Annotated in this window: 17 protein-coding genes; 10 read left to right on the top strand and 7 right to left on the bottom strand. The window is 66.9% G+C overall.

Going from position 1 to position 14,124, the window contains the following annotated elements; genetic code table 11:
* A partial coding sequence (gene glpX, locus A5652_RS04070) for a class II fructose-bisphosphatase (protein ID WP_082983766.1) occupies nucleotides 1-886 on the bottom strand: 886 nt, incomplete at its 3' end.
* 55 nt (nucleotides 887-941) lie between these two features.
* Between glpX and A5652_RS04065 the strand changes: the two genes are divergently transcribed.
* From A5652_RS04065 to A5652_RS04055, 3 genes are read left to right on the top strand one after another with little or no spacing between them, the layout of a single operon-like run.
* Nucleotides 942-1,640 carry a DUF4245 domain-containing protein gene (locus tag A5652_RS04065; protein ID WP_067346904.1) on the top strand — a complete coding sequence of 233 codons (699 nt, stop codon included), beginning with the start codon at nucleotides 942-944 and terminating at the stop codon, nucleotides 1,638-1,640.
* A 31-nt stretch (nucleotides 1,641-1,671) separates the two neighbouring features.
* The gene (locus tag A5652_RS04060) at nucleotides 1,672-2,469 is read left to right on the top strand and encodes a dienelactone hydrolase family protein (protein WP_067346901.1); all 798 of its coding nucleotides are present in this window, start codon (nucleotides 1,672-1,674) and stop codon (nucleotides 2,467-2,469) included.
* A 25-nt stretch (nucleotides 2,470-2,494) separates the two neighbouring features.
* Nucleotides 2,495-4,036: a carboxylesterase/lipase family protein gene (locus A5652_RS04055; RefSeq protein ID WP_067346898.1), complete on the top strand. Its 1,542-nt coding sequence runs from the start codon at nucleotides 2,495-2,497 to the stop codon at nucleotides 4,034-4,036.
* 16 nt (nucleotides 4,037-4,052) lie between these two features.
* Here A5652_RS04055 and A5652_RS04050 read toward each other — a convergent pair whose 3' ends face one another.
* From A5652_RS04050 to A5652_RS04035, 4 genes are read right to left on the bottom strand one after another with little or no spacing between them, the layout of a single operon-like run.
* Nucleotides 4,053-5,168 carry an NAD-dependent epimerase/dehydratase family protein gene (locus tag A5652_RS04050; RefSeq protein WP_067346896.1) on the bottom strand — a complete coding sequence of 372 codons (1,116 nt, stop codon included), beginning with the start codon at nucleotides 5,166-5,168 and terminating at the stop codon, nucleotides 4,053-4,055.
* 60 nt (nucleotides 5,169-5,228) lie between these two features.
* On the bottom strand, nucleotides 5,229-5,498 hold the full coding sequence (locus A5652_RS04045; protein WP_067346894.1) for an exodeoxyribonuclease VII small subunit: 270 nt from the start codon (nucleotides 5,496-5,498) through the stop codon (nucleotides 5,229-5,231).
* Entirely contained in the window at nucleotides 5,488-6,732 is a 1,245-nt protein-coding gene (gene xseA, locus A5652_RS04040) for an exodeoxyribonuclease VII large subunit (RefSeq protein ID WP_067346891.1), read from the bottom strand. The genes A5652_RS04045 and xseA overlap by 11 nt, the downstream gene beginning before the upstream one ends.
* On the bottom strand, nucleotides 6,729-7,328 hold the full coding sequence (locus A5652_RS04035) for a lipid droplet-associated protein (RefSeq protein ID WP_067346889.1): 600 nt from the start codon (nucleotides 7,326-7,328) through the stop codon (nucleotides 6,729-6,731). Before A5652_RS04035 ends, xseA begins: the two co-directional genes overlap by 4 nt.
* 89 nt (nucleotides 7,329-7,417) lie before the next feature.
* Here A5652_RS04035 and A5652_RS04030 point away from each other — a divergent pair, with 89 nt between their 5' ends.
* Entirely contained in the window at nucleotides 7,418-8,416 is a 999-nt protein-coding gene (locus A5652_RS04030) for a 4-hydroxy-3-methylbut-2-enyl diphosphate reductase (RefSeq protein ID WP_067346887.1), read from the top strand.
* 69 nt (nucleotides 8,417-8,485) lie between these two features.
* Here A5652_RS04030 and A5652_RS04025 read toward each other — a convergent pair whose 3' ends face one another.
* On the bottom strand, nucleotides 8,486-9,682 hold the full coding sequence (locus A5652_RS04025; RefSeq protein WP_197513740.1) for a DUF6542 domain-containing protein: 1,197 nt from the start codon (nucleotides 9,680-9,682) through the stop codon (nucleotides 8,486-8,488).
* Between the two features lie 141 nt (nucleotides 9,683-9,823).
* Between A5652_RS04025 and ychF the strand changes: the two genes are divergently transcribed.
* Nucleotides 9,824-10,897, top strand: coding sequence for a redox-regulated ATPase YchF (ychF, locus tag A5652_RS04020; protein ID WP_067346885.1), 1,074 nt, complete (start codon nucleotides 9,824-9,826; stop codon nucleotides 10,895-10,897).
* Between the two features lie 22 nt (nucleotides 10,898-10,919).
* Here ychF and A5652_RS04015 read toward each other — a convergent pair whose 3' ends face one another.
* Nucleotides 10,920-11,342 (bottom strand): VOC family protein, encoded by a 423-nt coding sequence (locus tag A5652_RS04015; RefSeq protein ID WP_067346882.1) that lies wholly within the window; start codon nucleotides 11,340-11,342, stop codon nucleotides 10,920-10,922.
* A 278-nt stretch (nucleotides 11,343-11,620) separates the two neighbouring features.
* On the opposite strand from A5652_RS04015, the gene A5652_RS28315 reads away from it, so the two are divergent.
* The 5 genes from A5652_RS28315 to A5652_RS26385 form a co-directional block, all read left to right on the top strand.
* Nucleotides 11,621-11,968, top strand: a complete 348-nt coding sequence (locus A5652_RS28315) for a WhiB family transcriptional regulator (protein ID WP_067346879.1) — start codon at nucleotides 11,621-11,623, stop codon at nucleotides 11,966-11,968.
* Nucleotides 11,969-12,174: 206 nt separating this feature from the next.
* A complete protein-coding gene (locus A5652_RS04005; RefSeq protein ID WP_067346877.1) occupies nucleotides 12,175-12,573 on the top strand; it encodes a VOC family protein in 399 nt (132 codons plus the stop codon).
* Between the two features lie 64 nt (nucleotides 12,574-12,637).
* Nucleotides 12,638-13,021: a hypothetical protein gene (locus A5652_RS26390; protein WP_082983763.1), complete on the top strand. Its 384-nt coding sequence runs from the start codon at nucleotides 12,638-12,640 to the stop codon at nucleotides 13,019-13,021.
* A gap of 78 nt (nucleotides 13,022-13,099) precedes the next feature.
* Entirely contained in the window at nucleotides 13,100-13,459 is a 360-nt protein-coding gene (locus A5652_RS04000) for a hypothetical protein (RefSeq protein WP_067346874.1), read from the top strand.
* Nucleotides 13,460-13,651: 192 nt separating this feature from the next.
* Nucleotides 13,652-14,124 (top strand): glycoside hydrolase (locus A5652_RS26385; protein ID WP_082983765.1); only part of this gene is annotated, 473 nt, incomplete at its 3' end.

Here is a 14,124-nt window from a genome sequence, read left to right as displayed (position 1 = left end):
TGGCGCAGAAGAAGACGTTCTCGCCGGACACCAGATCCTCGGTGGTCAACACCTTGTCGAGGTCGTAGCCGGCGTCGATGGCCTTCTGCCGTTCGGCGTCGTCCGTGGGTGCCAGCTGCGCCTGGATCTCGCCACCCATGCAGCGGATCGCCGCGGCGGTGATGATGCCCTCTGGCGTGCCGCCGATGCCGGCCAGCATGTCGGTGCCCGAGCCCGGTCGGCACGCGGAGATCGCGCCGGCCACGTCGCCGTCGGTGATCAGCCGGATCCGAGCGCCGGCCTTCCGCACGTCCTCGATCAGCTTGGCGTGCCGCGGCCGGTCCAGGATGCACACGGTCATGTCGCGCACCGACAGCGCCTTGACCTTGGCGACCGCCCGGATGTTCTCGCCGATCGGCGCGGTGATGTCGAGCACGTGCGCGGCATCGGGCCCGACGGCGATCTTGTTCATGTAGAACACCGCCGACGGGTCGAACATCGCGCCGCGGTCGGCCACCGCCAGCACCGAGATGGCGTTGGGCATGCCCTTGCTCATCAGCGTGGTGCCGTCGATCGGATCCACGGCGAAGTCGCACTCGGCGCCGTCGCCGTTGCCGACCTCCTCGCCGTTGTAGAGCATCGGAGCGTGGTCCTTCTCGCCCTCGCCGATGACGACGACGCCGCGCATCGACACGGTGTTGACCAGCTCGCGCATCGCGTCGACGGCCGCCCCGTCGCCGCCCTCTTTGTCGCCCCGTCCAACCCAGCGACCTGCGGCCATCGCACCGGCCTCGGTGACCCGTACCAGTTCCAAAGCCAGGTTGCGGTCCGGAGCCTCTCCGCGCGGTCGACTCTGCGCTGAGGCTCGGCCGGAGGCGGAGGTCGAGCGGTCGCCCTCAACTGTCATGGTTGTCGATTGTCCCAGAAGCGGATCGGTCCGCTGGAACTGGGATACTCGGGGGATGACGGAGGAGCCGCCGCTGAATGCCCAGCTTGATGGGAACGTGGCCGGCGTGCCGTCTCCGCAGGCTGGGCCGGCTCCACGGCCGGCCAAGCCGCGGCTGCTGCAGGACGGCCGGGACATGTTCTGGTCTTTGATTCCGCTGGTCATCGGGTGCGTTGTGCTGGCGGGCATGCTGGGCATGTGCTCCTTTGAGCTGGGCAGCCACCAGGGTCCAGTCCCGTCGTATGACGCCGGCGCGGCCCTGCGTGCCGACGCGTCCGCGCTCGGCTTTCCGGTCCGGCAACCGCGCCTTCCCGCCGGCTGGCAGGCCAACTCCGGCCGCCGCGGTGGCATCCAGGGCGGACGGACCGACCCGGCGAGCGGTCAACGGGTGAACGCGCCCATCTCGGTCGTCGGCTACATCAGTCCGAGCGGGATGTATTTGAGCCTGACCCAGAGCAACGCCGACGAGGACAAGCTCGTCAATTCGATTCATCCCTCGGCCTACCCGACCGGAGCGGTCGACGTGGACGGAACCAGCTGGGTGGTTTATCAAGGTTCCGGGCAAGACGGCGCGGACGCCGAGCCGATATGGACGACTCGGCTCAACGCTGCGGGCGGTGCCACCCAGATTGCGATAACCGGCGCCGGAAACACCGATCAGTTCCGTACGCTGGCGTCGGCGACGCAATCGCAACCGCCGTTGCCGAGCCGCTAGCTCACCGCGCGAGCAAGGGGATCCTGTCGACATGACTGCGCCAGAGGCTGATCTGTCCGGATGGTCGCCGGCACCATTCAGCGGTGGCGGATACACCCATGACGTCTATCGCAAGGGCAGCGGTCCAGGGGTGGTGCTGATTCCCGGGATTCCCGGAATCCATCCCGGCGTGCTCGCCCTGGGTAATCACCTGGTGGACAACGGCTTCACCGTCGCCATGCCGTCACTGTTCGGCGAGCCGGGGAAGGCCAAGACGGCCGGCTACATCGCCAGCGCCATCGGGCGGGCATGTGTGGCACGGGAATTCGCGGCATTCGCGCTGAACAAGGAGCGACCGGTGTCGCTGTTCCTGCGTGCGCTGGCGCGTGATCTCAACGCATCGACGCCGGGCAGGGGCGTCGGCGTGATCGGCCAGTGCTTCACAGGCGGGTTCGCACTGGCGGCCGCGGTCGACGACAGCGTGCTCGCGCCGGTGCTTTCGCAGCCGTCGGTCCCGTTTCCGCTGGGCGCCGCGCGGCGCCGGGATCCCGGTCTGAGCGAATCAGAGCTGGCCGCCGTCGCAGATCGGTGCACCAACGACGGGCTGTGCGCCATGGGCCTGCGGTTCAGCGAGGACAAAGCGGTGCCCCGCGAGCGGTTCGCGACGCTCAAGGAGCGCCTCGGCGACGCCTTCGAGGTGATCGACATCGATTCGAGCCCCGGCAATCAGCACGGCTTCGGCAAGATGGCGCATTCGGTGCTCACCGACGAGGTCCGCGAAGTCGACGGCCACCCCGCCTACGAAGCCCGCAAGCGAGTCGTCGAGTTCCTCACGCAACGCCTTTTCTAGGTTCCCCAGGAGATTTCGCACGCGCATGGCAATCGACGACCTCGTGGTCGAAACCAACTACGGCCCGGTCCGGGGCGCCGAAGCCGACGGCGTCAGGGCGTGGAAGGGCCTTCGGTATGCGGCCGCGCCGGTCGGCGAGCTGCGGTTCCGTGCGCCCCAACCGCCCGCGCGATGCACCGAGGTTGCTGACGCCACCGCTTTCGGGCCGGCGTGCCCGCAACCGATATTTCCCAACCTGCCATTGGATTTGGGCGCGCCGCAGGGCGAAGATTGCCTGCGGCTCAACGTCTGGGCGTCTTCTGACACCAAGCCGGGTGACGCCAAACCGGTGATGGTGTGGGTGCACGGCGGCGCTTACGTCCTGGGCTCGAGCAGCCAGACGCTCTATGACGGCCGCAGACTGGTCAGCCACGGCGACGTCGTCGTGGTGACCGTCAACTATCGGCTCGGGGTGCTTGGCTTTCTCGACCTGTCATCCTGGGACACCGCAGGCCCGCGTTTCGACTCGAACGTCGGGTTGCGCGACGTGCTGGCGGCGCTGGAGTGGGTGCGCGACAACATCGCCGCCTTCGGTGGCGATCCCCAGCGGGTCACGCTGTTCGGCGAGTCCGCCGGGGCCGGTATCGTCACCACGCTGCTGGCCAGCCCTGCGGCCGAAGGTCTGTTCGCTCGGGCGATCGCGCAAAGCTCGCCGGCCACTTCGGTGTACGACCGCGAACGGGCGGGACGGGTGGCGCAGGTCTTTCTCGACCGGCTCGGGGTCACTCCGTCGGAATCCCAACGGCTCGTGGATATTCCGATGCGGGCGATTCTGGCCGCGTCGCAACGGGTCTTCGACGAAGTGCCGGTGCGCAACCCGGGAAGGCTGGCGTTCGTCCCGATCGTCGACGGCGACGTTCTGGCCGACTACCCGGTCAAGGTTGCGCAAGCGGGACGCTCACATCCGGTCCCGCTGATCATCGGCACCAACAAGCACGAGGCGATGCTCTTCCGGTTGCTGAGGTCGCCGCTGATGCCGATCACTCCGAAGGCGATCACGTCGTTGTTCAACCAGATCGCCGCCGAACAACCCGATCTGCAGTTGCCCACCGAAGAGGAGATCGTCTCGACGTATTCGGGGTTGCGGCGCCGGGCGCGCAGTTTGAGCATCGCGACGGACGTCGGCTTCAGGATGCCGTCGGTGTGGCTCGCCGAGGGGCACGCCCGCGTGGCGCCGGTGTATCTGTACCGGTTCGATTACGCCACCCCATTGTTGAAGCTGACAATGGTCGGGGCCGCGCACGCCACCGAATTACCTTACGTCTGGGGCAATCTCGGTGCGCCCAAGGATCCCACGCTGATGCTGGGCGGCACCAAGGCCGCCAAGGCGGTGTCCAAGAGGGTGCGGACCCGATGGATAAACTTCGCCGCGCACGCCACGCCCACGGGCGCCGACGGTGAGCCGGAATGGACGCCGTATACGGACGACCGTTCCTGCATGATCATCGATCGCCGGGACGTCCTCGCGCATGATGTCGACGCCAACATCCGGGCGGCCTGGGGCAGCGAGATGGTGAGCTTTCGCTAGGCGATCGGTTCTACCGCTATCTGCCGGCCGGCGCGGCGGAAGCCTTGCCCGCCAAGGCTTGTCGTTTCATCTCGTCGAACATCTCGACGTAGTACGACAGGCATTCCGACAGCGCCTGCTCGGTATTGAACAGGGGCTGATACCCGAGATCGCGAGACGCTTTCGCCGTCGAGAAGAAATTGTCCAGATACAGCCGCTCGACGGCGAGCGGCTCGAGCAGCGGCGCCGGTATCCCGAACCGGAAATGCAGCCGCTGCCAACCCGTCATGGCCGCGCGCACCATCGGGCCGTTCACCCGGACCCGCGGCCACTTCTCCCCGCAGGCCTCGACCACCGGCCTGGCGAACTCGAACATGTTGATCGGCTCGGCATCGTTGATGAAGTAGGCCTGGCCGGGCGCGGTGCCGCCGGGCGTCAGGTGTTGCGCAGCCAGGATGAAACCGTGAATCAGGTTGTGCACGTATGAGTTATCCAACCGGGCCGACTTGCGTCCGATCAGCACTTTGACATGGCCGGCGATCACGCTTTCGAACAGCTTGCGAAACATCGTTTGATCGCCGCGGCCCCAGATGCCACTGGGTCGAATCGCACACGTCAACAGGCCGTCAACGCCGTTCTGGCCCAGCACGAATCGTTCGGCGACCACCTTGGTCTCGGTGTACAGGTCGTTGAACCGGTTGGTGTAGGGCAGCGTCTCGTCGCCGCCGGCGATGTTCTGGCCACCCATGACGACGCTGTTGGACGAGGTGTAGACGAAGCGCTGCACCCCGGCGGCCTGCCCGGCCCGGACCAGGTTCTCGGTACCCCCGACGTTGACCCCGAAGCTGCGCTGCCGGTACTCGTCGGTCACCGACGCGCCGCCCATCAGGTCGATGATCGCCGCGGTGTGGAAGACGGTGTCTATGCCGTCGACCGCTTGGGCGCACACGGTCGTGTCGGTGATGTCGCCCTGCAACACCTCGAGCTGCGGATGTGGTGGCAGCGGGGAGGGCGCGCGGTCGAAGGAGCGGACCTGATGTCCGCGGTCGAGCAAGGTGGACACCAGGTTGGCGCCGACGAATCCGGAGCCCCCGGTGACCAGGACGCGGCCTAGTTCGGCCGTCAGTGATGCATCACCCATGGCCGAAAGCATAACTGAAACGTGTTCCAGTTTGGAACAAAATTTTCAACCATGCCCCCCGGCGCCCAGACTTCACGCATCCTCGGCGTCGCTCGCCGCGAGGGCGTCCTCGATTCTCTTGCGAGCGCCAGCTAAGTGCTCTTGACACCGTTTAGCCAGCTGTTCTCCTCTTTCCCACAACTTCAGCGACTCATCTAGGTCCAAGCCGCCCTGCTCCAGCAGCCGGACGACTTCGACTAGTTCGTCCCGGCACGCCTCATAAGCCAGGTGACTAATAGGTGTAATGGATTCGCCCTGTTTTGGGGTGGTGGAGTCGTCCTCGCCGTCGCTTTTACGCGCCATCGCTTCGTCCCTCGCTTATCGCGGCCACGGCGCCGTCGGCCACCCGCACCCGCAGCCGAGTGCCCGCGGGCGCGTCGCCGACCGAACGGAGCACCCGGTTCGTCGTCCCGATGGCCTGCACGACCGCGTAACCGCGGGCCAGCGTGGCCGCCGGTCCCAGCGTCGTTAGCCGAGCGCTCAGGTGGCCGACGCGTTCGGCCTCGGTGGCGGCCAGCCGGGTGATGTCGCGGCGAATCGCTGAGCGGGCGCGATGAATCTCCTCGGACCGCGCCGTCAACGCCGCCAGCGGCTCGGCCAGCACCGGGCGGCTGCGTATCTGGGCCAGTGCTCGTTGCTCGCGGGACACCCAATTGCGCAGCGCCTGCGCGCTGCGCCGGCGCAGGTCGTCGATCAGCCGCTGCTCGGCGGCGGTATCGGGCACCACCTTCTTCGCCGCGTCGGTGGGAGTCGCCGCGCGTAGATCGGCGACCAGATCGCACAGCGGGGTGTCGGGTTCGTGGCCGACCGCACTGATCACCGGGGTGCGGCACGCCGCGATGGCCCGGCACAGCGTCTCGTCGGAGAACGGCAGCAGGTCCTCCACGCTCCCCCCACCGCGGGCGATCACGATGACGTCGACCTCGGCGTCGCGATCGAGTTCGCCCAACGCCTCGACGATCTGGGCGACGGCATTGGGGCCCTGGACCGCGGTGTTGCGCACCGCGAAGCGCACCCCTGGCCAGCGCGCGGCCGCGACGGTGGTCACGTCGCGTTCGGCGGCGCTGGCTCGGCCGGTGATCAATCCGATCCTGTTGGGCAAGAAGGGGATCGGTCGCTTGAGTCGAGGATCGAAAAGTCCCTCGGCGTCCAGCAGCCGGCGCAACCGATCGATGCGGGCCAGCAGCTCGCCCACACCGACAGCACGAATCTCACTGAGCCGCAACGAGAATGTACCGCGGCCCGTGTAGAAAGACGGCTTGCCGCGTACCACCACCTGCGTGCCCTCGGCCAGCTTCACGGGCGCATCAAGCACGAGGTCGCGCGGGCACGTCACGGTCAGCGACATGTCTGCGGCCGGGTCGCGCAGCACCATGAATACCGTTTTGGAGTCCTGCCGCATCGAGATCTGGGCAAGCTGGCCCTCGACCCAGACGGTGCCGAGCTTGTCGATCCAGCCCGCGACCCGGATGGCCACCGCGCGCACCGGAAATGGGTTCTCTGCGGAGTTCGGTTCGGAGGTAACGGCCGGGGTCACTTCGCGTTCGCGCGGGTGATCCTGTTGGCGAGCAGCGTCTGGAACGGTGCACGGCCCTTGGTGGCCTGCTCGTAGGCCAGCAGCGCCTCGAGGTCGTCCACGCTCAGCGATTGCAGACGGGCGCGCAGCTGCGCCAGCGTCAGCGACGAGTAGTCCAGCTCGGTGACCACCTCGGGTTGCGGAACCGAGGCGTTGGCGGCTGGCTTCTTCGGCTGGCGCGCGGGCTTGGTCAGCGCGCTGGCATCTTCGTGCGCGTCCGCCACCGAGTACAGCGCGAAACGGCCCTCGGCCCGGCGCTCGCCCTCGCCACCGTCCTGCGCCGGGCTGTAGGCGTTGTCAATCGCGTTGTTCATGTCCTCGTCGAAGGTCGCCCATTCCGGCTTCTCATCCCTGGGCGGAAAGATCGATTCAAGGGTGCTGTCGCCCTTGATTGCCAGCTCGGCGAGGTTCTGCTGAAACCGCATCACGATGTGCGCAGCCTGGCTGGCCAGTGTCATCGGGTACATGAGGATGGTTTTCGGCAGCCTGATGGTCTCCTCGACGGCGAGGGTTGCCGCGCCGACCAGCAGCCGAACTCCATACGGTGCAGTGCCCATGGGTCCAAGATTGCCCTACGCGGCGGCTAACTCCAAGCCCACCGTCGCGAGCTGGCAACCCCGTGTCGGCAGTCAGTACCCTGGACCCCATGCCGCCGACTATCGACATGGGGATTCCCGGCGCGGTGCGAACGGTAGCCAGCGACCCAGTCCGTAAGCGAGTGCTCCTGGCCGAACCGCGCGGGTACTGCGCGGGCGTGGACAGGGCTGTGGAGACCGTGGAACGCGCCTTGGAAAAGCACGGCCCACCGGTCTACGTGCGTCACGAGATCGTGCACAACCGCCACGTCGTCACCACCCTGGAGAAGGCCGGCGCCGTGTTCGTCGAGGAGACCGACGAGGTCCCCGAGGGCGCCATCGTGGTTTTCTCCGCGCATGGTGTCGCCCCCACTGTGCACGCTGCGGCCGCCGACCGGAAGCTGCACACCATCGACGCGACCTGCCCGCTGGTGACCAAGGTGCACAACGAGGCCAGGCGATTCGCTCGCAACGACTACGACATCCTGCTCATCGGCCACGAGGGCCACGAGGAGGTCGTCGGTACCGCCGGTGAGGCGCCCGACCACGTGCAGCTGGTCGACGGGGTCGCCGCCGTGGACAACGTGACGGTGCGCGACGAGAACAAAGTGGTGTGGCTGTCGCAGACGACGCTGTCGGTCGACGAGACCATGGAGATCGTCGAGCGGCTGCGGCAACGCTTCCCCAAGCTGCAGGATCCACCCAGCGACGACATCTGCTACGCGACCCAGAACCGGCAGGTCGCGGTCAAGGCGATGGCACCGGAGTGTGAGCTGGTGATCGTGGTCGGGTCCCGCAACTCATCGAATTCGGTGCGGCTGGTCGAGGTGGCGCTGGGAGGCGGGGCCGCCGCCGCACACTTGGTCGACTGGGCCGACGACATCGACCCGGCGTGGCTGGAAGGTGTCACCACCGTGGGCGTCACCTCGGGGGCGTCGGTCCCCGAGGTCCTGGTGGAGGGCGTGCTGGCGCGGCTCGCCGAGTGCGGCTTCGACGTGGTGCAGCCGGTCACGACCGCGCAGGAGACCCTGGTGTTCGCGCTGCCGCGCGAGATCCGGTCCGTTCGCTAGAGGCCGCGCAGCGCCTCAGATGATGGTGACGACCCGTTGCGCCCGGCTACGCCGCGCTTGCGATCATCACTAGACGTCGTACTCCCAAGATTCGGCCGGCGGCCGTCCGGGCGTCCGCGAGCGGCTGCGGCGCTCGGTGTGTGGCTCGCGCGGCGGGTCTTGCGCGCCCGCGCCCCGGTAGCGGACCTGCGAGATGGGGTGATGGGTCCCGCCGGAGCCGTTTGCGGGGGGTCGCCGGCGCCTCGGTTCATAGGACGGCTGGTACGGCTCACGGCTCTCATAGCGGCTTCCGTAATTCGTGCCGCTCGGCGGGTCATACCTGTCGCCGTAGGGCTCGAAACCGTCGAAACGGCTGTTCCGCGGGGTAGGCCGCTCGTACGGATTGCGCCGTGTGCGCGGTTCGCGACGGGCTTCCCGGGGCGCTTGGCCACGGGGATCGGGATCGCCGTCCGGCCGGGGCCGGCGACGCGACCGCCGCGGCGGCTCGGTGGCGTCGGAGTCGCGGGCCGACGCGGCGCTGCGGCGGGTGCTGCGCCGTGGACGCTCGGGTCGCTCCAGTTGTTCGGACGCATCGCCCAGGGGCTCCCGCGAATGCCGGGAGCGGGTGCGTGCCGAACGCGTGGTGGAGCGGGTGGTGCGTGCCGTGCCGCGGGTCCTCGGCGAAGAGCCCGATCTGCGGCCGCGGCGGGAATCGGCGGTGTCGTCGGCGTCGTCCACGTCGTCGTCGGACTGCAGCGCCGACTGCGCTTTGGCGACGATGCCGTTGAAGAAGGACTTGACGTCGACACCAGCGGGCCCCGCAGCGTCCTCGGAGGCGTTCGCGGTGGTGTGTTTCTTGTAGCCGTTTCCGAAATACCAGCGAGCCAGCCCGATCGTCAGCACGGCGCCGGCGGTGCCCAGCATCAGCGGGAAGCGCTCGATCAGCGGGTAGCCGCAGTTGATCAGCAGGTCTTTGAGGCGGCCGACCTTGGCGTCGTGGAACAGCCAGTAGGCGCCCGGGACCGCGGCGAACAGGATGAGCGGCGGCTGGATGATCGTGGTGAAGATGCCGTCCTGACGCACCGCCAAAACCGCCGCCACGCAGCCGGCTATATAGAAGCCGGCGAAGACGTGGGTCAGCTCCTTGTGACCAGCGTCGATGCCGTAGCCGATGGCGGTCGCGGTGACGGCGATGAGCAGCGCTGCGTACCAGGGGACGCCTGGGATATTTGGGTGGATCGAACGGTGCGCACCCTCCACCGTCGAACTTGCCCGCTGTGCTGACACATGTAGACCGTACCGGGAATGGGCCGAAAGGCCCGTAAATACCTCATAGGGATCCTGGGCGTGCCATGCCCGGTGCATCGTCGGCACCGACCAATGGTCCCCGGGGCCGGCCGCCGCCAAGACCCCTAGACTTGGTTCCCCGTGAGCCTGAGCCTGGGAATAGTGGGTTTGCCCAACGTCGGCAAGTCGACCTTGTTCAACGCGCTGACCCGGAACAACGTGGTGGCGGCCAACTATCCGTTCGCGACGATCGAGCCTAACGAGGGCGTCGTCCCGCTGCCCGATCCTCGGCTGGACAAGCTGGCGGAGATGTTCGATTCCGAGAAGATCGTGCCGGCGCCGGTGACGTTCGTCGACATCGCCGGGATCGTGAAGGGCGCCTCCGAGGGCGCCGGGCTGGGCAACAAGTTCCTGGCCAACATCCGCGAGTGCGACGCGATCTGCCAGGTCGTGCGGGTCTTCGCCGACGACGACGTCGTGCACGTCGACGGCAAGGTCGATCCGGGCTCCGACATCGAGGTGATCGAGACCGAGCTGATCCTCGCCGACCTACAGACCCTGGAGAGGGCGGTCCCGAGGCTGGAGAAGGAGGCCCGCAACAATAAGGACCGCAAGCCCGTGCACGAGGCGGCCGTGGCCGCAAAGGCCGTACTGAACTCGGGCAAGACGCTCTTCGGTGCCGGTGTCGACACGTCCCTGCTGCGCGAGCTGAACTTGATGACCACCAAGCCGTTTCTGTACGTGTTCAACGCCGACGAGGCGGTGCTGACCGACGATGGCCGCAAGGCCGAGCTGTCCGCGATGGTCGCACCTGCCGACGCCGTGTTCCTCGACGCGAAGATCGAAGCCGAACTGCAGGAGCTCGACGACGAGTCGGCCGCCGAGCTGCTGGAGTCCATCGGCCAAACCGAGCGTGGGCTAGACGCGCTGGCGCGGGCCGGCTTTCACACCCTCAAGTTGCAGACCTATCTGACGGCGGGCCCAAAAGAGGCGCGCGCGTGGGTGATTCACCAGGGCGACACCGCGCCGAAGGCCGCCGGGGTGATCCACACCGATTTTGAAAAGGGCTTCATCAAGGCCGAGATCGTGTCCTACGACGACCTCATCGCCGCGGGCTCGATGCCGGCGGCCAAGGCGGCCGGCAAGGTCCGCATGGAGGGCAAGGACTACGTCATGGCCGACGGCGACGTGGTGGAGTTCCGTTTCAACGTGTAAAGGTTTTCTGGCACCGATGTCGTTAGGCCTGTGACAGGTGCCAGCCCGCGGTCAGTTCTATCTGAATGTTGTCGGGGTCGCGTAAGACGATGAGCGGACCACCACGATTTCCCTGAATGTCTTGAACGCCCGAGTGGGTGACGCCCAGCGCGTCGAGATGGGTCGCCCACACTTCAAGGTCGGCGAGGTCTCCGACACGAAACGCGACGTGGTCTAGCCCGACCTTGTGTTCGTCAAACGCCGAAGAGTCGCCTTCAGCATGCATCACAGCTGTGACAACCAGGCCGCTGGGATGAGCCATCGTCCATGCCCGAAATCCTGGTCCCTCCCAGTTGGCGGCGAGGAGCTTGAAACCGAGAACCTGCTCCCACCATCGCATGGCTCGGTCACCGTCGGTCACGGTGAAGTCCAAGTGCCCGAGCCCGATAATTGCTGGTGCCGTCATAGCCGCATTCTGTCAGCGTGTCAGGACAGATCGGCAGTAAGCATCAGGAATCTGGTTCGAGTTGCGACGGCGACGTGGTGGAGTTCCGCTTCAACGTCTAGCCGGCCTTTCAACCCCAAAAAGGTACGACCGTGCCAGAATCCGGTTGCGCAATCGATACCGATTCGCATAACGTAGGCATGGGTCAAGTCACACGTCCGGGCCGATGTGGCGCGCATCCCAGTATCAGGTGTGAGGCGGTCGTATTTTCCGGCCGGCCTGGACGAAGGAATAGCTCGTTGTCAGGAGAGAGACGGGCCGCGCGGCCCACAAATCTTGCGCTCGTAAAGAACACGCCGGGCGCCGCAGCCGAGGACGGCCGCGCTTGGGTCTCGAAGGCGCTGTGTCGGGGGACGGATCCGGACGCACTCTTTGTGCGCGGTGCCAAACAACGCGAGGCTACGGTCATCTGCCGTCGCTGCCCGGTGATGAGAGAGTGCGGGGCGGAGGCGCTCGACAATAAGGTCGAGTTCGGTGTATGGGGCGGCATGACCGAGCGCCAGCGCAGGGCTTTGCTTAAGAAAAATCCCCAGGTCGCCTCGTGGACGGAATTTTTCGACAAGCGCAACGCCGGCTCCATCGGATAGCGGCTGGGCGCGCCTCTGAAGCCAAATCGGGAGTCGGCGCGGCCCCGAAAGTTCCTACGCCTCGACAACTTGGTCGTTTGATTGCGGTTCGTGCTTTCGCCTCGAGTCGGCCGAGCTGGCGGAGGTAATTGGCGGACAGGGTTGTCGGAGGCTGCGGTTAGCATTCGGGGCTCAGACACGCACCGTGTGACCCCGAGGGAGACCGCATGAAGTTCATCTCGACCCGAATCATCACGGCCGATGTCGGGCAACTCGTGGGTTTCTACGAGATGGTCACCGGCGTCTCGGCGATTTGGGGTAACGAGCTGTTCGCCGAGATCCCGACGCCGGTCGGCACGCTGGCGATAGGCAGCGACAAGACCGTTCCGTTGTTTGGAGACGGATCAGCCGAAGCCGCCGCGAACCGCAGCGCCATCTTGGAGTTCATCGTCGAGGACGTGGACGCCGACTATGAGCGGCTCCGCGGGCAGGTGGGCGAGGTCGTGACGACGCCGACGACGATGCCGTGGGGAAACCGCGCGTTGTTGTTCCGCGATCCGGATGGAAACCTGGTCAACCTGTTCACTCCGGTCACCGAGGAGGCGCGGGCCAAGTTCGGAGTGTGAGCATGGCACTCGCGAACCCGGATTACTACTTGCCCGCACCCTCGTCCAGGGAAATCCTTAGGAGATGGCGACTCTCAAGCGAGCGGTGCGGTGGTCGATGACCGTGATGATGGGCGGCGCGGCTGCGCTGTCCGCTCTGGGTTTCCCCGGGGGCATCATCGCGCAGGCGGCCCCAGCTCGGCCACCCACCGGTCACTGGTGTCCGGGCGATCCGTGGAACCCAGCCTGGGGCAACGTCTCGGACTGGGACTGGCATCAGTGCCACGACTGGCAACGCCCTGGCGGGCCGTCCGCCCCGGCGGGGTGGGGGCCCTGGGGGCCTCCGCCGCCATGGGCTCCGCAGCAACCACCTCAGCCGGCCTGGGCGCCCGGGGCGCAAATGATGTGGAACCCGACTGGCGCCGGTAACTGGGGAATCTGGAACAACGGGGTATGGACTCCGCTCTGACTTAAGGACGCTGACCGCCAGGGGACAGGCCGGCGCGCGGTGGCTCGAATGCCCGGCCACCCAGCGGTAGGGTGAGCTGTGGCCGCAGAGAACGGTGTCGAGTCGCCCGCCGAGCGGGAACGCCGGGCTGACGCGCGTGATGAGCGTGAAGGTGACCTCGCCAAGCGCGAGGCAGACCTGAGACGACGCGAATTCCAGGCCGGCAGGAGAGACCGGGTCGCCGACCAGCGCGAGCGAATAGCGGACGACCGCGAGCGAGTGGCAGACGAACGAGAGCGCCTGGCGGACGAACGCGAGGGCACGGCCGCCGAACGCGAACGCGAGCGGCTACACCGGGTCGACGAACGGAGCGAGCGCGTGCAGGCCCGCGCAAAGCGGGAACAGGCCGACGTCGACCGTGAGACGGCGCAAAGCGAACGAGGGCGTGACCCCGCTTAGCCGGCAATCGGTGGGAATCGCCCGAGGGAAGCCACAAGCCGACACCCCTGAAGCGCAGGTAGTTTGCTGCCGAAAATATACCGACGCGTAATCAGTTTGCTCTACGTGCGGCGCACGTCATTGGGCACCGAGCGAATGACGTGCGCCACAAATTTTGGTTCGCGATAATTGTTATTGCTAGCCTCGCTGCCCATGGTCGTTATTGCAACTTTGATGTCGTTGATTAGTCAGGTCTCCGGCACGCCTTATATTCCGGGCGGGGATTCGCCCGCCGGTACCGATTGCTCGGGACTTGCGTCGTGGATTGCGAATGCAGCGGCTGATAGGCCCGTTTTTGGGAGTCGATTCAACACCGGAAACGAAGAGGGCGCATTGCTGGCGCGCGGCTTCCAATATGGAACCGCCCCCAACGCCGTAGTCATCGGCTGGAACGGTGGCCACACCGCGGTGACGCTGCCGGATGGAACATCTGTCTCCAGCGGAGAGCGTGGCGGCGTGCACGTCGGAGGTGCGGGCGCTTACCAGGCCGGATTCACCCACCACATGTTCCTTCCGATGGCACCGGACGGCGGCGCGCCGCCTCCGCCCGCGGCCCCGCCGCCTCCGCCGGCCGCCCCGCCGCCTGCGCCGGCCGCCCCGCCGCTGTTCGCCCCGCCGCCCGCGCC

Origin of the sequence: Mycobacterium sp. 1165178.9 (assembly GCF_001673555.1) — a bacterium.
Classification (GTDB): Bacteria; Actinomycetota; Actinomycetes; order Mycobacteriales; family Mycobacteriaceae; genus Mycobacterium.
Note: the sequence above shows the minus strand (reverse complement) of the source record. Positions and strands in the feature narration are given on the sequence as shown.